14 protein-coding genes are annotated in these 18,235 nt (G+C 72.2%); 10 read left to right on the top strand and 4 right to left on the bottom strand.

Translation table 11 applies throughout. The annotated features are described in order from the left end of the window. Positions 1 to 65: 65 nt before the first annotated feature. The 3 genes from ACSYGO_RS15000 to ACSYGO_RS14990 all read left to right on the top strand — a co-directional run bounded on the left by ACSYGO_RS15000 (position 66) and on the right by ACSYGO_RS14990 (position 2,240). Entirely contained in the window at positions 66 to 611 is a 546-nt protein-coding gene (locus tag ACSYGO_RS15000; protein WP_432173291.1) for an SAV_6107 family HEPN domain-containing protein, read from the top strand. A 186-nt stretch (positions 612 to 797) separates the two neighbouring features. Beyond that, positions 798 to 1,568 (top strand): methyltransferase, encoded by a 771-nt coding sequence (locus ACSYGO_RS14995; protein ID WP_095933719.1) that lies wholly within the window; start codon positions 798 to 800, stop codon positions 1,566 to 1,568. Between the two features lie 276 nt (positions 1,569 to 1,844). After that, positions 1,845 to 2,240 carry a DUF3040 domain-containing protein gene (locus ACSYGO_RS14990; RefSeq protein ID WP_028803204.1) on the top strand — a complete coding sequence of 132 codons (396 nt, stop codon included), beginning with the start codon at positions 1,845 to 1,847 and terminating at the stop codon, positions 2,238 to 2,240. Between the two features lie 738 nt (positions 2,241 to 2,978). On the opposite strand, the gene ACSYGO_RS14985 is transcribed toward ACSYGO_RS14990, so the two are convergent. The 4 genes from ACSYGO_RS14985 to ACSYGO_RS14970 all read right to left on the bottom strand — a co-directional run bounded on the left by ACSYGO_RS14985 (position 2,979) and on the right by ACSYGO_RS14970 (position 8,650). Then, positions 2,979 to 5,381: a transglutaminase TgpA family protein gene (locus ACSYGO_RS14985; RefSeq protein ID WP_426675869.1), complete on the bottom strand. Its 2,403-nt coding sequence runs from the start codon at positions 5,379 to 5,381 to the stop codon at positions 2,979 to 2,981. Beyond that, complete coding sequence (locus ACSYGO_RS14980; protein ID WP_426675870.1) at positions 5,378 to 6,742, bottom strand: DUF58 domain-containing protein; 1,365 nt, start codon at positions 6,740 to 6,742, stop codon at positions 5,378 to 5,380. Before ACSYGO_RS14980 ends, ACSYGO_RS14985 begins: the two co-directional genes overlap by 4 nt. Beyond that, a complete protein-coding gene (locus ACSYGO_RS14975; protein WP_426675871.1) occupies positions 6,742 to 7,779 on the bottom strand; it encodes an AAA family ATPase in 1,038 nt (345 codons plus the stop codon). Before ACSYGO_RS14975 ends, ACSYGO_RS14980 begins: the two co-directional genes overlap by 1 nt. Before the next feature lie 322 nt (positions 7,780 to 8,101). Beyond that, positions 8,102 to 8,650 carry a beta-class carbonic anhydrase gene (locus ACSYGO_RS14970; protein WP_345643658.1) on the bottom strand — a complete coding sequence of 183 codons (549 nt, stop codon included), beginning with the start codon at positions 8,648 to 8,650 and terminating at the stop codon, positions 8,102 to 8,104. Positions 8,651 to 9,073: 423 nt separating this feature from the next. Between ACSYGO_RS14970 and rsmH the strand changes: the two genes are divergently transcribed. The 7 genes from rsmH (at position 9,074) to murD (ending at position 18,154) form a co-directional block, all read left to right on the top strand. Continuing rightward, positions 9,074 to 10,030, top strand: a complete 957-nt coding sequence (gene rsmH / locus ACSYGO_RS14965; RefSeq protein WP_426675872.1) for a 16S rRNA (cytosine(1402)-N(4))-methyltransferase RsmH — start codon at positions 9,074 to 9,076, stop codon at positions 10,028 to 10,030. A gap of 22 nt (positions 10,031 to 10,052) precedes the next feature. Beyond that, positions 10,053 to 10,586, top strand: coding sequence for a septum formation initiator family protein (locus tag ACSYGO_RS14960; RefSeq protein ID WP_426675873.1), 534 nt, complete (start codon positions 10,053 to 10,055; stop codon positions 10,584 to 10,586). A 5-nt stretch (positions 10,587 to 10,591) separates the two neighbouring features. Further along, the gene (locus tag ACSYGO_RS14955) at positions 10,592 to 12,541 is read left to right on the top strand and encodes a peptidoglycan D,D-transpeptidase FtsI family protein (RefSeq protein WP_460386846.1); all 1,950 of its coding nucleotides are present in this window, start codon (positions 10,592 to 10,594) and stop codon (positions 12,539 to 12,541) included. Between the two features lie 193 nt (positions 12,542 to 12,734). Then, positions 12,735 to 14,255 carry a UDP-N-acetylmuramoyl-L-alanyl-D-glutamate--2,6-diaminopimelate ligase gene (locus ACSYGO_RS14950; protein ID WP_460386845.1) on the top strand — a complete coding sequence of 507 codons (1,521 nt, stop codon included), beginning with the start codon at positions 12,735 to 12,737 and terminating at the stop codon, positions 14,253 to 14,255. Between the two features lie 4 nt (positions 14,256 to 14,259). Then, positions 14,260 to 15,666: a UDP-N-acetylmuramoyl-tripeptide--D-alanyl-D-alanine ligase gene (locus ACSYGO_RS14945; RefSeq protein WP_426675876.1), complete on the top strand. Its 1,407-nt coding sequence runs from the start codon at positions 14,260 to 14,262 to the stop codon at positions 15,664 to 15,666. Then, positions 15,663 to 16,736: a phospho-N-acetylmuramoyl-pentapeptide-transferase gene (mraY, locus tag ACSYGO_RS14940; protein WP_095933709.1), complete on the top strand. Its 1,074-nt coding sequence runs from the start codon at positions 15,663 to 15,665 to the stop codon at positions 16,734 to 16,736. Before ACSYGO_RS14945 ends, mraY begins: the two co-directional genes overlap by 4 nt. Continuing rightward, a complete protein-coding gene (murD, locus tag ACSYGO_RS14935; RefSeq protein WP_460386844.1) occupies positions 16,718 to 18,154 on the top strand; it encodes a UDP-N-acetylmuramoyl-L-alanine--D-glutamate ligase in 1,437 nt (478 codons plus the stop codon). Before mraY ends, murD begins: the two co-directional genes overlap by 19 nt. Positions 18,155 to 18,235: the final 81 nt, after the last annotated feature.

Genomic DNA, 18,235 nt, shown 5'->3' with positions numbered 1-18,235 from the left:
GTGGCATACCTCACGATGGGCACATACGGCCACAGTGCCGTCACACAGACGACAGGAGGTTCGTCATGGCCAGCTCTTCCGCAGCCGCCGCCCGCCGGCGCCGCGCCACCGGCCCTGCCCCCTCACTGACCGGTCCGGCGAGCGACGTGCACCCCGTGCTGCGCCGGGCCACGGCCCCGCCCGCCGCCCTCGATCTGCTCGCCCAGGCCCGCGCCGGACTCGACGAGGCGACCGCGCTGGACACGCCCAACGAGCGCTATGCGACAGCCCACTTGGCCGCACTGCGCACCGCAGCCGCCGTCCTCGCCGCACGGGGACGCCCGGAGACCACCCCCCGGCGCAGGGCGCGCATCCGCAGCGCCTGGGAGGTACTCCCCGAGATCGCGCCCGAACTGACCGAGTGGAGCGCGCTGTTCGCCTCCGGTGCCACCCGCCGCGCCCGCGCCGAGGCCGGCATCCAGGGCGCCGCCACCACGCGCGACGCCGACGATCTGATACGCGACGTCGCGATGTTCCTGCGCCTCGTCGAGCGCATGCTCGTCCTGCAACCCGTCCTGCCCCAGCCCCGGCAGCAGAGGGAGGAGGACGGCGAGGTCCCGGACGCGGGCTGACCGGCACGGCGGCCACGCCCCACGACCGGCAAGTGACGGCCCCCTCCTGGTGAGCCGCCGCGTGAGCCGGAGGATCGGCGACGCCCGCGGAGGCAATAGGGTGGAGGCGCCTGCGACCTCCCCGCCGGGAGGGCCCCGATCGCTCCGCCGCGCAAGAGGCGGTGCCGCGCCGAGGAGTCAACTGCCGTGCCGGACCCGATGCGCCCCCGCGCTTCTCTCCGTACCGCCGTGGTCTGGGAGGTCCTCAAGGACGCCCTCGACCGCCGGGTCAAGGCCACCGGGCGGGAGTCCCTCGACGTGCTCGACACCGGCGGCGGCAGCGGCAATTTCGCGGTGCCCGTGGCCCGCCTCGGCCACCGCGTCACCGTCGTCGACCCCAGCCCGAACGCGCTGTTCGCGCTGGAGCGCCGGGCCGCCGAAGCCGGTGTCGCCGACCGGGTGCAGGGGGTCCAGGGCGACGCGCACGGCCTCTTCGACGTGGTCGGCCGCGGCGGGTACGACGCCGTGCTGTGCCACGGGGTCCTGGAGTACGTGGACGACCCCGCCGAGGGCGTGCGCAACGTGGTGGACGCGCTGCGCCCCGAGGGTGTCCTCAGCCTCCTCGCCGCGGGCCTGGGCGGAGCCGTGCTGGCCCGCGCCCTCGCCGGCCACTTCAAGGAGGCCAAGCAGGCGCTCGAGGACCCGGACGGACGCTGGGGCGAGGGCGACCCCGTACCGCACCGCTTCACCGCCGAGCAGCTCACCGCGCTCGTCGAGGGCGCGGGCCTGCGGGTCGGAGCCGTGCACGGTGTGCGGGTGTTCGCGGACCTGGTGCCGGGCGTCCTCGTGGACACCGAGCCGGGTGCGCTGGAGGCCCTGCTGAAGCTGGAGGCGGCGGCCGCGGAACTCGCCGCGTTCCACTCCGTGGCCACACAGCTCCATGTGCTCGGTGAGGCGCGAGGGGCCTCGGAGAGCTGAGCCGCCTCCTGTGACGTAGCCCTGATCAGGGGCTTGGCGGCAGATGGAGTACGCCACAGACCCCCCGATCGGGTGCTCGGCGCCGTATGATCGAGGGAGACCGTCCGGCATGACGGACCGTTCGCTGGGGAATGCACGCCTCAGCGAGTCGGGGTGCCATGGCGGGTTCCGGTTGGCGAATTGGCGTAGAGGGGCGGGTTTCACGGGGGCGATTCCCTGCCTATCCTGAAGGGGACCCCCGGGTCGCCCCGGCGACTGCACGATGAGGAGGACTCCGTGCCGCTCTCGGAGCACGAGCAGCGCATGCTCGAGCAGATGGAGCGAGCGCTGTACGCCGAAGATCCCAAGTTCGCGACAGCGCTTGAGGGAAGCGGGCTGCGTACGTACACCCGGCGACGGGTCTACCAGGCGGTCGCGGGCTTCCTGGTGGGTATCGCGCTCCTCATGGCCGGAATGGTCGCTCAGCTGATCTGGGTAAGCGTGGTCGGCTTCCTCGTCATGCTGGGTTGCGCGGTGCTTGCCGTCACCGGTTGGCGCAAGGCCCCCAAGCCGGGCGAACAGTCGGCGGCCACGGGTTCCCCCGCTGCCCGCCGCCAGGGCCGACAGCGCCGCTCCATGATGGATCGCATCGAACAACGCTGGCAGCGCCGCCGAGACGAGCAGGGTCACTGACCCTCCGGGCGGACAAGCAGACATCGCGTGAGGGGGTGTCCACCGACGAGGTGGACACCCCCTCACGCACGCCCTGGAACCCGGGCCGGCTGATCCCACCACGCCCGGCACCCCCGCACGGCCGCCGCCGACCTGCCCACTTGCGGAAGTACGACCGAGAACTTCGCACCTCGGGAGCCCCGGCCTCGCGGCCCGGCGGCCCCTCATGCGCGGTGCGCGGAGAGCGTGCGCGACGCGTCCCCGACCGCCATGCGTCCCCGGTGGCCACACGTCCCGGGTGACGTCCCCGGCAGACGCCGTCCGTACCTCCCGCGCCGGGCCCGCACGGCAGACGCAGGTCCGTACCTCCCGTGTCGGCCCCGCGCGGCAGACCAGGTCCGTACCTCCCGTGTCGGCCCCGCGCGGCAGACGCGGCGGTGCTTTCCCGCTCCGCGCCGGCAGACGCAGGTCCGTACCTCCCGTGTCGGCCCCGCGCGGCAGACGCGGCGGTGCTTTCCCCGCCCCGCGCCGGCAGACGCCGTCCATACCGCCCGCGCCCGCCCGCCTCGTCGGGCACACACGGCGGTACCGCCGCGCCGCCCGGCAGACACGGGCGGTACGGCCTGCGCCCGCCCCGCCCGGAAGCCCCCGATCCGCCGCCCCCGCCGATCCGCCGAGGCGTCCCCGGCCCCGCGCAGCCCGATACGTGTGTGGCCCCGCTCCCGACGGGAGCAGGGCCACACGACGTGTTGCCGAGCGTCAGCCGCTCTGTCCGGAGGGACGGCCCGGCAGACGGCGCAGCACCGTCTCCCGGCGGCTCGCGAGACCGGCCCTGAGGGTCGACCAGCGGTCCGAGAAGGCCCAGGCGACCCGGACCGCCGAGCGGGGCGCGAGGAGAGCGCGGAGCCGGGCCGGACGGCTCGCGGAGGCGCGGAAGGCGTCAGCGACGAGGCGCGCGTCGTTCCCCAGGCCGGCCACCGGACGTGGACGGGGCGCGTAGAGGACCTGCTCCACGGCCGCCGCCAGCCGGTGCACCGACTCCGAGGCGTCCTGGTCGAGGCTCCCGAGACGGACGATGCGCGCGGCCGCCTTGCGCGGGGTCTGCGAGTCGTCCGGCGCGATCCCGTAGTCCCACGCCGTGTCGGTGACCTCCTGCCAGGCGCCCAGCGTGTACGCCGCCGCGTCCGCCTCCGTGCGGCCGTGCCCGCCGAGCCGCGCTGCCCGTTGGCGTAGTCGCCAGAGCATCGGCAGCAGCGGCACGCCCAGGACCAGGAGCCCGGCCAGCGTCAGTCCGAGGATCTTGAACCAGGGCCAGTTGTCCTCGTGGGACCCCACCGTCGCCAGCGACGACTCGCTCGGGCAGGCCTCCAGCTTCCGCTGCTGGGCCGAGCAGCTCTCGCTCGCCGACGGTGCGCTGGAGGGCGCCGCGGACGACGACAGCGTCGGCTTCGGGACGGCCGGAACATCGGTGCCGGGTGTGTCCGCCTGGGTGTACTCCGGCACCGTCCCACGGTTCGGCGTCGGCTCGAAGCGGGTCCAGCCGACGCCCTCGAAGTACAGCTCGGGCCAGGCGTGTGCGTCCCGCAGCCCGACCGACATCGAGCCGTCCGCCTGCGGGGAGCCGGGCGTGAAGCCCACCGCCACGCGGGCCGGTATGCCGAGGGTCCTGGCCATCGCGGCCATCGCGAAGGAGAAGTGGACGCAGAAGCCCTCCTTGTCCTTCAGGAAGCGGGCGATCGCGGCGGACCCCGTGCCGACCTGCACCTGGGTGTCGTAGCGGAAATTGCCGCTGACGGCGAAGTAGTCCTGGAGCTTGACCGCCTGCTCGTAGTGGTTGGCCGAGCCCTCGGTGACCTGGCGTGCCGTCCTCGCCACCACGGCGGGCAGCGACTCGGGAACCCGGGTGAACTCGCGCTTCAAGGCGCCCGGAGGCTCCGGCGCGTCCGCGAGCTGCTCCGCCGTCGGCTGCACGACCAGACTCGTGACCTGATACTGCACGCCCCGGGTGTTCTGCCCGTGGTCCCCGACGAGGGTGCGGCCCACGGGCTCGTACCGCCAGCGGCCGCTGATGTCGACCTTGCTCGCGGGGTACGGCATGGGCAGCCAGTCCTGCGCGTACCAGTCGGCGGCCGAGATACGGGTCTGGATCGAGGCCCGCCGGATGTCGCCGCCGAGACCGGTCGGCGTCGGGAAGGTGTCGGGCACGTCCTCGATGTGGCGCTGGGCCGGTTTCCACGCCGTGCCGTCGAAGTCGTCCAGGGAGACGATCCGCAGATACAGGTCCTGGGTGTCCTCGGTGTTGGTGCGGTAGGACAGGACCTGGCGGTCCTGGTCCACGTTCAGGCTGTCGCGGAGGGAGACCAGGGGGTTGACGGCGGAGATCGTGCCGCCGCCACCGGTGCCCGTGCCCACACCCGTCCCCGCGGCGTCCAGCAGCCCGCCGTCCAGGGCCGGCAGGCCGAGCGGCACCACCAGGGCGATGCCCAGCGCCACCGCGCCGATGCGGCGGCCGGTGCGGACGGGCGCGACGGCGCCGCTCGCGGAGTCCGGGCCGGGCACCCGGGGCGCCCCGCCGAAGACGCGTCCCCACTGCGAGAGCCGGTCACGGCCCTCGGCGAGCAGCAGCATCAGATAACCCGCGGCCGCCAGGACGAACCACAGCCACGCTGCGCCTCCGCCGGCGAGGCCCGCGGCGACCGAGTAGAGCGCGAGCAGCGGAAGCCCTGCCGGTGCCGCGCTGCGGTACGTCACGGCGAGGGCGTCGACCGCGAGCCCGATCACCAGGACGCCGCCGACGAGCATCAGCCGGATGCCGTCGGACAGCGGCGCCGGGATCGAATACCGGCTGACGTCGTCGCTGCCCGCCTGGAGCAGGTCGCCGAAGTGCTGGAAGACCTCGGGCCCCGGGATGATCCCGGCGAGGGCCTCCTGCCGGGCGAAGGCCAGGGTGAGCAGCGCCAGCGTCACCAGTGCCTGCACCGCCACGGTCAGCGGCCGGGCCAGCGGGACCCGCCGGGTCAGCGCGCCCACCGCGGTCTGCACCGCCAGCAGGAACGCCGCCTGGAAGATCCAGGTCGCCGGGTCGACCAGCGGCAGCAGGGCGCAGGAGGCCATCAGCGTGGCCGCGGCCGCGCACAGTGCCAGTCGCGCTCGCCCGCTCATGAGTCACCACCCCCCGCAGTACTCCCCGTCGACGCCACGTGCGTGCGCTGACGGTCCGCCTCCCGCCACAGGTCGGCCAGTTGGGCGCCGCGCGGCACGGTCACCGCGGTCCAGCCCGCCTCGCGCAGCATGCGCAGCCGGTCCTCACCCCTGTCCAACGGCCCGGCCACATCGGTCGGTTCCCGCCCCCAGGACTCGCTGTCCAGCAGGAAGGCGACCGCCCCGCCGCTGCGCTGACGCATCCTGCCGAGCACGCCGGCCTGTTCCTCGTCCAGATCGCCGAGGAAGGCGATCAGCAGTCCTTCGTTCCCCCCGCGCAGCACGTCGTAGGCGCGGGACAGGCCCGTGCCGTCCGAGTGGTCGATGACCGCGAGGGTGTCCATCATCATCCCGGCCGCGTCCGCCGACTCCTGGCTGGCGCCCGCGAAACCGTCGGCGCCCTCGCCGGGCACCGAGCTGCCGGTGTCGGTCAACAGCCTCACCGAAAAGCCCCGTTCGAGCATGTGGACCAAGGTGGAGGCGGTGCCGGAGACGGCCCACTCGAAAGCCGAGTCGGGGCCCGCGCCCTGGAAGGCGACGCCGCGGGTGTCGAGCAGCACCGTGCAACGGGAGCGCTGGGGCTGTTCCTCACGACGGACCATCAACTCGCCGTAGCGCGCGGTCAGCCGCCAGTGCACCCGGCGCAGATCGTCGCCGTAGCGATAGCCGCGCGGGATGATGTCGTCCTCGCCCGCCAGGGCCAGTGAGCGCTGCCGTCCGTCGCCGTACCCCTTCGCCTCACCGGTCAGGCGGACCGGCGGCAGAGCCTCCACGCGCGGGATGACCGTCAGGGTGTCGTACGTCGAGAAGGAGCGGGTCAGCTCGCACATCCCGAACGGGTCTGTGAGCCGCAGCTGCAGCGGACCCAGCGGATAGCGGCCACGCAGGTCCGAGCGCACGCGGTAGGACACCTCGCGGCGGCCCCCCGCCTCCACCCGGTCCAGGACGAACCGGGGCCGCGGCCCGAGCACGTACGGCACCCGGTCCTGGAGCATCAGCAGTCCGGTGGGCAGCCGCGAGACGTTGTCCATCCGCAGATGGACCCGGGCCTCGGAACCGGCGGGCACCCTGCCGGGGGAGAGCCGGCGGCTTCCCGCGACGCGGTAGCGGGTGCGGTACAGCACGGTGGCGCACACCAGCGGGAGGACCGCGAGGAGCAGTCCGACCCGGAGCAGATCGCTCTGCCCCAGGACGTACGCGCAGATCGCGGCGGCGACGCCGGCGGCCAGGAAGGAGCGTCCGCGGGTCGTGAGCCCGGCGAGCGCCGTGCGCAGTCCGCCCTTGTCCTCCTCGGCGGCGGGCCCCGTCCCCCCTTGCGTCATCACAGCCTCCGCGGCGGCTGCTGGCCGTAGGCGGGCGCACCCCGGCCCATCGGGAAGCCGGCCTGCTGCTGGGGAGCCGCGGGCACGGGCGTGCGCTGCAGGATCTCCAGGACGACCTGCTCGGCGGTGCGGCGGTTCAACTGCGCCTGGGCCGTGGGCAGCAGGCGGTGGGCCAGGACCGCCACGGCGAGCGCCTGGACGTCGTCCGGCAGCGCGAACTCCCGGCCGCTCAGAGCGGCGGACGCCTTCGCCGCGCGCAGCAGGTGCAGCGTGGCACGCGGCGAGGCGCCGAGTCTGAGGTCCGGGTGCGTACGCGTGGCCGCGACCAGGTCCACGGCGTACCGCCGCACCGAGTCGGCGACGTGGACGGCGCGGACCGCGTCGATCAGCTTCACGATCTCGTGCGCGTGGGCGACCGGCTGGAGGTCGTCCAGCGGGTTCACCCCGCCGTGGATGTCGAGCATCTGCAGCTCGGCGTCCGCGCTGGGGTAGCCGATGGAGACGCGGGCCATGAAGCGGTCGCGCTGGGCCTCGGGCAGCGGGTACGTGCCCTCCATCTCGACCGGGTTCTGCGTGGCCACCACCATGAAGGGGCTGGGCAGTTCGTAGGTCTGGCCGTCGATCGTGACCTGCCGCTCCTCCATCGACTCCAGGAGCGCGGACTGCGTCTTGGGCGAGGCGCGGTTGATCTCGTCGCCGATCACGATCTGCGCGAAGATCGCTCCGGGCTTGAACTCGAAGTCCCGGCGCTGCTGGTCCCAGATGGACACACCGGTGATGTCCGAGGGCAGCAGGTCGGGCGTGAACTGGATACGCCTGACCGAGCAGTCGATGGACCGCGCCAGCGCCTTGGCGAGCATGGTCTTGCCGACGCCCGGGACATCCTCGATGAGGAGGTGCCCCTCGGCGAGCAGTACGGTCAGCGAAAGCCGTACGACCTCAGGCTTGCCCTCGATCACTCCTTCCACCGAACTGCGGACGCGCTCCACAGTGGCGGTCAGATCCGTAAGGCTCGCTCGATCGTCATAGGTCGTCACCCGGCCCTCCTCGGCCCGTTCTCGGGCCGACGCCCTGTGCGGACCGGCCCACCCCGAAACACGGACACCACGCGTGAAAAGTTCCGCGTGACGCCACACCCGCATTCTTGTTGCCGTTACCGGTTCGTGTCACTCGCCTGTGGATAACTGGCCGCGATATGTCAGGTCTTGCGGCTCTTTGGGCGCCGGGGAGGCAGGGTGTTTCCGTGCGGAGAGCGTCCCACGGGCCGCCGGCGGACGGCGACCCGGGTCAGGACGTGGACCTGGGCGAGGGGGAGCGAAGCCGGAGAACCGGGTCCCGGCGCGGCCGGGACCGGGCCCGTCAGGCGGGGTCGATCTCGCGCAGGAGTCCGGTCTTCACGTCGAAGACGAAGCCCCGCACGTCGTCGGTGTGCAGCAGGAACGGCGAGGTGCGCACGCGCTGCATCGACTGCCGCACGTCCTGGTCGACGTCGCGGAACGACTCGACCGCCCAGGCGGGGCGCTGGCCGACCTCCATCTCCAGGTCGTGCCGGAATTCCTCGGTGAGGGACTCCAGGCCGCAGCCGGTGTGGTGGATGAGGACCACGCTGCGGGTGCCGAGCGCCCGCTGGCTGATGGTGAGGGAGCGGATCACGTCGTCGGTGACGACTCCGCCCGCGTTGCGGATGGTGTGACAGTCGCCGAGCGCCAGGCCGAGTGCGGCGTGCAGGTCGAGTCGGGCGTCCATGCAGGCGACCACCGCGACGTGCAGCACGGGGCGGGCGTCCATGCCGGGGTCGGTGAACGCGTCGGCGTAGTGATGGTTCGCGTCGACGAGGCGGTCGGTCACGGTGCCGGAAGTGACTATGGCGCCTTCGGGCTCGGTGGGAACGGATGCAGAAGTCGTCATACCTATGACGGTACTGGTCACGTAGGGCGTGGTCTTGTTGTGAGAGTGGACAAAGAACGTCATCGTGGCTTGTTGTGACGTAACCCACACGGGCGGTGTCGGTGCGTCCGTCAGGGTGATAGGGGCGTATTTGCGGCTTCGGTGGGAGCGGGGTCCGCGACGCGCATGCCGGTTGATTGACCGCGAGACACCGTGGACTAAAGTGACGCGAAGCGGGAGGCGAGGCTCTCCCTGCTGGACTTGTATCCCCCGGAGACCCGGCGATTTTCCGGCGTCTCCCCGCGTGCGCGGCGCGTACGTACGGCTCGGCCTCCTCCCGCTCCCGGTCGGCTGACGCCACTCACCGGCGCCAGCAGGCCTCCCCTTCTCGAGCGGGCGGGGACCCGGCGGTGCGTACGGCCGCGCCGGACCTGAGAGGGCCCCTTGAGCCAGAGTCGACATGTCCCGGTGATGCTCCAGCGGTGCCTGGACATGCTGGCCCCGGCCCTCGGTGAGCCGGGGGCCGTCGTCGTCGACTGCACCCTGGGACTCGGCGGCCACAGCGAGGCCCTGCTCACGCAGTTCCCCGAGGCCCGCCTGGTGGCCCTGGACCGCGACAAGGAGGCCCTGCGCCTGTCGGGGGAGCGGCTCGCCCCCTTCGGTGACCGCGCCACCCTGGTGCACGCCGTCTACGACGAGCTCCCCGAGGTGCTCGACCGCCTCGGCATCCCGCGTGTCCAGGGCGTGCTGTTCGACCTCGGTGTGTCGTCCATGCAGCTCGACGAGGCGGACCGCGGGTTCGCGTACGCGCAGGACGCCCCGCTCGACATGCGCATGGACCAGACGACCGGGATGAGCGCTGCCGAGGTGCTCAACACCTACCCGCCGGGTGAGCTGGTGCGGATCCTGCGGGCGTACGGCGAGGAGAAGCAGGCCAAGCGGATCGTGTCCGCGATCGTGCGCGAACGCGAGAAGGAGCCCTTCAGCAACAGCGCACGGCTCGTCGAACTGATCCGCGACGCACTGCCCCAGGCCGCCAAGCGAACCGGCGGCAACCCCGCCAAGCGCACCTTCCAGGCGCTGCGCATCGAGGTCAACGGCGAGCTGAGCGTCCTGGAGAGGGCGATCCCCGCCGCCGTGGAGGCGCTCGCCGTCGGCGGCCGCATCGCCGTGCTCTCGTACCACTCGCTGGAGGACCGGCTGGTCAAGCAGGTGTTCGCGGCCGGCGCCGCCTCCACCGCGCCGCCCGGACTGCCGGTCGTCCCCGAGCGCTACCAGCCCCGGCTCAAGCTGCTCACCCGCGGTGCCGAACTTCCCACCGAGGAAGAGGTCGCCGAGAACCGGCGGGCGGCACCCGCCCGGCTGCGGGGGGCGCAACGCATTCGCGAGGACGCCGAGTGAGGCGCGGCGAGAGGGAGGGCGCGTGAGCCGAAAACCGGAGCTCAGGGGGCGGGCCGCCCGGCTCGCCCGACTGCTGCCCACGGGGGCCGGCCAGGCCGCCCGCACCCCCTTCGTGCTGCTCGTCGTCCTGCTGCTCGGCGGCGGCCTCATCGGTCTCCTCGTGCTGAACTCCGCGCTCAGCGAAGGGGCGTTCCGGCTCGACGACCTCCAGAAGGACACCAAGAGCCTCACCGACGAGGAGCAGGCCCTCCAGCGGGACGTGGACGCCTACTCCGCCCCCGACGCCCTCCAGCGCCGCGCCCGTGAACTCGGCATGGTCCCCGGCGGGGACCCGGCCTTCCTCGACCCCGACGGCACCGTCAAGGGCGTCCCCGGGGGGCCCGCCCAGCAGTCCTCCGCGCGCGCCCCGATGATCCCGGCGCCCGAGGTGCTCGCACCGCAGCCCCGCCGGAGCCCGGCCTCGTCCCCGGCGTCCACCGCGCAGCCGTCCGTGACCGCCCCCTCCCGTCAGGGCCCCGCCCCGTCCACGCAGTCCCCCACGACCCCCGGCAGGTGACGGAAGTGTCCGACAGGGAACCGCCGCGCCGCCGAGTGCCCGGCCCCGCCAGGCCCGTACCCGGCGGCCGGCGCCGTCCGGGACCCGGCGCGCGCCCCGTACGCCGACCGGGTGCGGGCCGCCCCCAGGCCCCGAGCGCCATCCGGCTCGGCAGCCCCCGCCCCCGCCTGCGCATGGTCAGCCTCGCGCTGACCCTGGTGATGGTCGCCTTCGTCGTACGGCTGCTCCAGGTGCAGGCCGTGGACGCCAGCGCCTACGCCGCCAAGGCAGAGCAGAACCGCTACGTGGGGCGCACGCTCGCCGCCGAGCGGGGCGGCATCACCGACCGCAACGGCGTCGAGCTCGCGACCAGTGTGGACGCGTACGACATCACGGCCGACCCGACGATGTTCACGCGGGAGGCGACGAAGGCCGGTGACGCGCCCGAGCAGGCCGCCGCGCTGCTCGGGCCCATCCTCAACGAGGACATGGACAGCGTCGCCAGGAAGCTGCGGACGAAGAACACCCGCTACGTCCTGCTCGCGCACCGCCAGACCCCGCAGGTGTGGAAGCAGATCAAGGACCTGAAGTCGACGCTCGGCACCAAGGCGGAGACCGACACGAACACGGTCAACGTCCTCGCCGGCGTCCTGGCCGTACCCGCCAGCAAGCGCGTGTACCCGAACGGCGACCTCGCCGCCGGGATACTGGGCTGGGTCAACGCCGACGGCAAGGGCGGCGGCGGCGTCGAGCAGGCGCTGAACAAGCAGCTCGCCGGCAAGGACGGAAAGATCCGCTACGCGCAGTCCGGCGGCCGGCAGGTGCCGACCGTGGGCTCCACCGAGACGCCCGCCGTGGCCGGCTCCGACGTCGAGCTGACCATCGACCGGGACATCCAGTGGGCCGCGCAGAACGCGATCACCGAGCAGGTGAAGAAGTCCAGGGCCGACCGCGGTTACGTGATAGTGCAGGACACCCGGACCGGTGAGATCCTCGCGATGGCGAACGCGCCCGGCTTCGACCCGAACGACCTCTCCCAGGCCAACTCGGCGGCCATGGGCAACGCCGCCCTCCAGGACGCCTTCGAGCCCGGCTCCACCGCCAAGCTCATGTCGATGGCGGCCGTCCTGGAGGAGAACGCCGCCACACCCGACACGCACGTGGTCGTGCCGAACCGGCTGCACCGCGGCGACCGGCTCTTCCAGGACGACGTCGACCACTCGACCTGGTACCTGACGCTCAACGGCGTCCTCGCCAAGTCCAGCAACATCGGCACCATCCTGGCGACCGGGCAGCTGGGCAAGACGCAGAAGGAGGCCAACCGGGTCCTGTACTCGTATCTGCGCAAGTTCGGCATCGGCAGCCACACCGGGCTGGACTTCCCCGGCGAGACGGCGGGCATCCTCGCCCGCCCCGACGCCTGGTCGACCTCGCAGCAGTACACGATTCCTTTCGGCCAGGGCGTGTCGATCAACGCGATGCAGGCGGCCTCCGTCTACTCGACGATCGCCAACGGCGGCGTCCGCGTCGAACCGACCCTGGTGCGCGGCGCGAAGGGACCCGACGGCCGCTTCACCCCGGCCGCCGAGCCCAAGAAGACACGGGTCGTGAGCGAGAAGACGGCGAAGACCCTCGCCCAGATGCTGGAGTCCGTCGTGGACGACGAGCAGGGCACCGGCAACAAGGCGCGCATTCCCGGCTACCGGGTCGCGGGCAAGACGGGTACGGCCAACCGCGTGGATCCGGCCACCGGCAAGTACCACGGATACACCTCCTCGTTCGCCGGATTCGCACCCGCGGACAAGCCGCGCGTCACCGTCTACTGCGCGATCCAGAACGCCACCAAGGGCAGCTACTTCGGCGGCCAGATCTGCGGACCCATCTACAAGCAGGTCATGGAATTCGCGCTGAAGACCCTCCAGGTCCCGCCCACCGGGGCGCAGCCCGCCCGACTGCCCGTCTCCTTCTCGCCGTGATCCAATCCGACCGCACGCCCTGATCGGCCCCCACGCACAACGGACCAGGAACCAGCCCGTGACAACGATCACCCCCGCTCCCGGGAACCAGTCCCCGCCGAACCCCTCACTTCGCTCCGGCGGGGGTGCGCCCGGTACGCTCACCGCCGTGCCACATGCTGATCAGTCCCAAACCACCCAGAAGGGCGTTCCTGTGACATATCCGGGGCCGCCCCGACCGGTTCACGTCTCCGCCACACCCCTCGCGGAGCTCGCCGATCAGCTGGGGACCACCGCCCCGGCGTCGACCGCGGAGGTCACGGGCATCACCCATGACTCCCGCGCCGTGCGCCCGGGCGACCTGTACGCCGCGCTGCCCGGCGCCCGCCTGCACGGCGCCGACTTCGTGCCCCAGGCCGCCGGCCTCGGTGCCGTCGCCGTGCTGACCGACCCGACCGGCGCCGAGCGAGCCGCGGCCACCGGCCTGCCTGTGCTCGTCGTCGACGACCCGCGCGGACGGATGGGCGAACTGGCGGCCACCATCTACGGCCACCCCGGGCGCGAGCTGCTCCAGATCGGGATCACCGGCACGTCCGGCAAGACCACGACGGCGTACCTCGTCGAGGGCGGTCTGAAGACGGTCCGCAGCACCGGCCTGATCGGCACGGTCGAGATGCGCATCGGCGACGAGCGCATCAAGTCCGAGCGCACCACCCCCGAAGCCACCGACCTCCAGGCGCTGTTCGCGGTGATGCGCGAGCGCGGCGTCGAGGCGGTCGCGATGGAGGTCTCCAGCCACGCGCTGGTCCTCGGGCGCGTCGACGGCTGCGTCTTCGACATCGCCGTCTTCAACAACCTGAGCCCGGAACACATGGAGTTCCACTCCGACATGGAGGACTACTTCCGGGCCAAGGCGCAGCTGTTCACGCCGAAACGCAGCAGACTCGGCGTCGTCAACCTCGACGACGAGTACGGGCGCCGGCTGGCCAAGGAGGCCACCGTCCCGGTCGTCACCTTCTCCGCCGAGGGCCACCCCGACGCCGACTGGCGGGCCGAGGACGTCGAAGTCGGGCCCATGGACTCGACGTTCACCGCCGTCGGCCCCAAGGGCGAGCGGATCACCGCCAGGTCACCGCTGGCGGGCCCCTTCAACGTGGCGAACACCCTCGCCGCCGTCGTCGCCCTCGCCGTCGCGGGGATCGACCCGCAGGACGCCGCCGACGGCGTCGCCGCGGTGCCGGGCGTACCGGGCCGCCTGGAGCGGGTGGACGTCGGCCAGCCCTACCTCGCCGTCGTCGACTACGCCCACAAGACGGACGCGGTCGAGTCCGTGCTGCGCGCCCTGCGCAAGGTCACCACCGGACACCTGCACGTCGTGCTCGGCTGCGGCGGCGACCGCGACAAGACCAAGCGGATGCCGATGGGCGCGGCCGTGGCCCGGCTCGCCGACACCGCCGTACTGACCTCCGACAACCCCCGCTCCGAGGACCCCCTCGCGATCCTCGCCACGATGCTCGCGGGCGCCGCCGAGGTCCCGGCGCACGAGCGCGGCGAGGTCCAGGTCTTCGAGGACCGCGCCGCCGCCATCGCCGCCGCGGTCGCCCGCGCGCAGCCGGGCGACACCGTGCTGGTCGCGGGCAAGGGCCACGAGCAGGGCCAGGACATCGCCGGGGTGGTCCGTCCGTTCGACGACCGCCAGGTGCTTCGCGAAGCTATCCAGCAGACCCAGGGATGAACTTGTGATCGCCCTCTCTCTCGCCGAGATCGCAGCAGTCGTCGGCGGGCAGACGCACGACATACCGGATCCGTCGGTACAGGTCACCGGACCGGTCGTCAGAGACTCCCGTGAGGTGGAGTCCGGCAGCCTCTTCGTCGCCTTCGTCGGCGAGCGCGTGGACGGCCACGACTTCGCCGGGGCGGTGGTCGAGGCGGGCGCGGTCGCCGTGCTGGCGTCCCGCCCCGTCGGCGTGCCCGCGATCGTCGTCGCGGACGTCCAGGCGGCGCTCGGCGCGCTCGCCCGGCACGTCGTGGAACGGCTCGGCGCGACCCTCGTCGCCCTCACCGGCTCCGCGGGCAAGACCAGCACCAAGGACCTGATCGCCCAGGTGCTGCGGACCAAGGCGCCGACCGTCTTCACGCCCGGCTCGCTCAACAACGAGATCGGCCTGCCGCTCACCGCGCTCAGCGCCACCGAGGAGACCCGTTTCCTCGTCCTGGAGATGGGTGCCCGCGGCATCGGCCACATCAGCTACCTCGCCGGCCTGACGCCGCCGAAGGTCGGCCTCGTCCTCAACGTCGGCACCGCCCACATCGGCGAGTTCGGCGGACGCGAGCAGATCGCACAGGCGAAGGGCGAACTCGTCGAGAGCCTCCCGGAGGACGGCGCGGCGATCCTCAACGCCGACGATCCCCTCGTCCGCGCCATGGCCTCCCGGACGAAGGCGCGCGTGATCCTCTTCGGTGAGTCCGACGAAGCGGACGTACGCGCCGAGAACGTCCGTCTCACGGACAGTGGACAGCCCGCCTTCAGCCTTCGCACACCCTCCGGGTGCAGTGATGTGACCATGCGCCTGTACGGTGAGCACCACGTGTCGAACGCGCTCGCCGCGGCCGCCGTCGCCCATGAGCTGGGCATGTCCGCAGACGAGATCGCCCGCGCGCTCTCCGAGGCGGACTCCCTCTCCCGCTGGCGGATGGAGGTCACCGAGCGTCCGGACGGCGTGACGGTCGTCAACGACGCCTACAACGCGAACCCCGAGTCCATGCGAGCCGCCCTGCGCGCGCTCGCGGCCATGGGCAAGGGACGTCGTACGTGGGCGGTGCTCGGCCAGATGGCCGAGCTCGGGGACGAGGCGCTCGCCGAGCACGACGCGGTCGGACGGCTCGCCGTCCGGCTCAACGTCAGCAAGCTCGTCGCGGTCGGGGGCAGGGAAGCGTCCTGGCTGCAACTGGGCGCATATAACGAGGGTTCGTGGGGTGAGGAGTCGGTGCACGTGTCCGACGCACAGGCGGCTGTCGACCTGTTGCGCAGCGAGCTGCGCCCGGGGGACGTCGTACTCGTGAAGGCGTCCAGGTCGGTCGGGCTCGAACGGGTGGCGCAGGCGCTGCTCGACAGCGGCCTCGAGGGTGAGGTTGCCGCCCGATGATGAAGCAGATCCTGTTCGCAGGAGTCATTGGCCTGTTCCTGACGCTGGTCGGCACTCCGCTGCTGATCAAGCTCCTGGCCCGCAAGGGTTACGGCCAGTACATCCGCGACGACGGCCCGCGCGAGCACCACAGCAAGCGCGGTACGCCGACCATGGGTGGTATCGCCTTCATCCTCGCGACGATCATCGCGTACTTCCTGTCGAAGGTGATCACCGGTTACGCGCCCACGTTCTCCGGCCTGCTGGTGCTCGGCCTGATGGCGGGCATGGGCCTGGTCGGCTTCCTGGACGACTACATCAAGATCGTCAAGCGGCGCTCGCTGGGTCTGCGCGCCAAGGCGAAGATGGCCGGACAGCTGATCGTGGGCATCGCCTTCGCGGTCCTGGCCCTCCAGTTCGCCGACAACCGCGGGAACACCCCGGCCTCCACGAAGCTCTCCTTCGTCCAGGACTTCGGCTGGTCCATCGGCCCGGTGCTCTTCGTGGTCTGGGCCCTGTTCATGATCCTGGCCATGTCCAACGGCGTGAACCTGACGGACGGTCTGGACGGTCTCGCCACCGGCGCGGCCACGATGGTCTTCGGCGCCTACACCTTCATCGGCGTCTGGCAGTTCCAGGAGTCCTGCGCCAACGCCACGACTCTCACGAACCCGGCCGCCTGCTACGAGGTACGCGACCCGCTGGACCTCGCGGTCGTCGCCTCCGCCCTGATGGGCGCCTGCTTCGGCTTCCTGTGGTGGAACACCTCGCCGGCCAAGATCTTCATGGGTGACACCGGTTCGCTGGCCCTCGGCGGCGCGCTCGCCGGTCTGGCGATCTGCTCCCGCACGGAGCTGCTGGTCGCGCTCCTCGGCGGTCTCTTCGTCCTCATCACCATGTCGGTCGTGATCCAGGTCGGGTCCTTCCGGCTGACCGGCCGACGCGTCTTCCGCATGGCACCGCTCCAGCACCACTTCGAGCTCAAGGGGTGGTCCGAAGTCCTTGTGGTGGTCCGCTTCTGGATCATTCAGGGCATGTGCGTCATTGTGGGACTGGGCCTCTTCTACGCAGGATGGGCAGCCAAGAAGTGATCGACTGGCAGGGCAAGAACGTCACCGTCGCCGGGCTCGGCGTCTCCGGCATCCCGGCGGCCAAGGTGCTGCACGGCCTCGGCGCGGTCGTCACGGTCGTCAACGACGGCGACGACGAGCGCTCCCGGGCCCAGGCCGCGGAGCTGGAGGCGCTCGGTGTCACCGTGCGCCTCGGTGACGGCGCGACCCTGCCGGAAGGCACCGAACTGATCGTGACCGCACCCGGCTGGAAGCCGGACAAGCCGCTGTTCGCCGCGGCCGCCGAGGCGGGCGTCCCGGTCTGGGGCGACGTCGAACTCGCCTGGCGGCTGCGCGGCCAGGACGGCAGGGAGCCAGCACCCTGGCTGGCGGTCACCGGCACCAACGGCAAGACCACCACCGTCCAGATGCTCGCCTCCATCCTGGAGGCGGCCGGACTGCGCACCGCGGCGGTCGGCAACATCGGCGTCTCGCTGCTGGACGCGGTCCTCGGCGAGGAGACGTACGACGTCCTCGCGGTGGAGCTGTCGAGCTATCAGCTGCACTGGGCGCCCTCGCTGCGCGCCCAGTCGGCCGCCGTGCTGAATCTCGCGCCCGACCACCTCGACTGGCACGGCTCCATGGAGGCGTACGCCGCCGACAAGGGCCGTATCTACGAGGGCAATCGGGTCGCCTGCGTCTACAACGTCGCCGACAAGGCGACCGAGGACCTGGTGCGCGAGGCGGACGTGGAGGAGGGCTGCCGGGCGATCGGCTTCACGCTCGGCACGCCCGGACCGTCCCAACTCGGCGTCGTGGAAGGCATCCTGGTCGACCGCGCCTTCGTCGAGGACCGGCACAAGAACGCGCAGGAACTCGCGGAGGTGTCGGACGTCAATCCGCCCGCCCCGCACAACATCGCCAACGCCCTTGCGGCGGCGGCCCTGGCGCGCGCCTTCGGTGTGCCCGCCAAGGCGGTGCGCGACGGACTGCGCGCCTTCCGCCCGGACGCGCACCGCATCGCGCACGTCGCCGACGTGGACCAGGTCGCCTACATCGACGACTCCAAGGCCACCAACACGCATGCGGCGGAGGCCTCTTTGGCCGCCTACGAGTCGATCGTGTGGATCGCGGGCGGCCTCGCCAAGGGCGCGACCTTCGACGAACTGGTCGCCAAGTCGGCGAAGCGGCTCCGGGGCGTCGTCCTGATCGGGGCGGACCGCGCGCTCATCGGCGAAGCGCTCGCGCGACACGCCCCGGAAGTACCCGTCGTCGACCTCGACCGGACCGACACTGGGGCGATGCTCGCGGCGGTCCGGGAGGCCGCGCGGCTCGCCGGGCCGGGGGACACCGTTCTGCTGGCGCCGGCCTGTGCGTCCATGGACATGTTCGCCAACTACAACAAGCGCGGTGACGCTTTCGCGGAGGCGGTTCGCGAACTCGGCGCCGCGAGCGCCTGACGGCGGGTCCGGCCGACCCGGGCGCCCGGGACCCTTGGGAGCGACGCGTGACGCCATCCTGGTCGGTACCTCGTCTGCGGC

This window comes from Streptomyces krungchingensis (genome assembly GCF_054729265.1).
The sequence above is the reverse complement of the archived record's forward strand: the minus strand, read 5'-3'. Positions and strand labels throughout refer to the sequence as shown.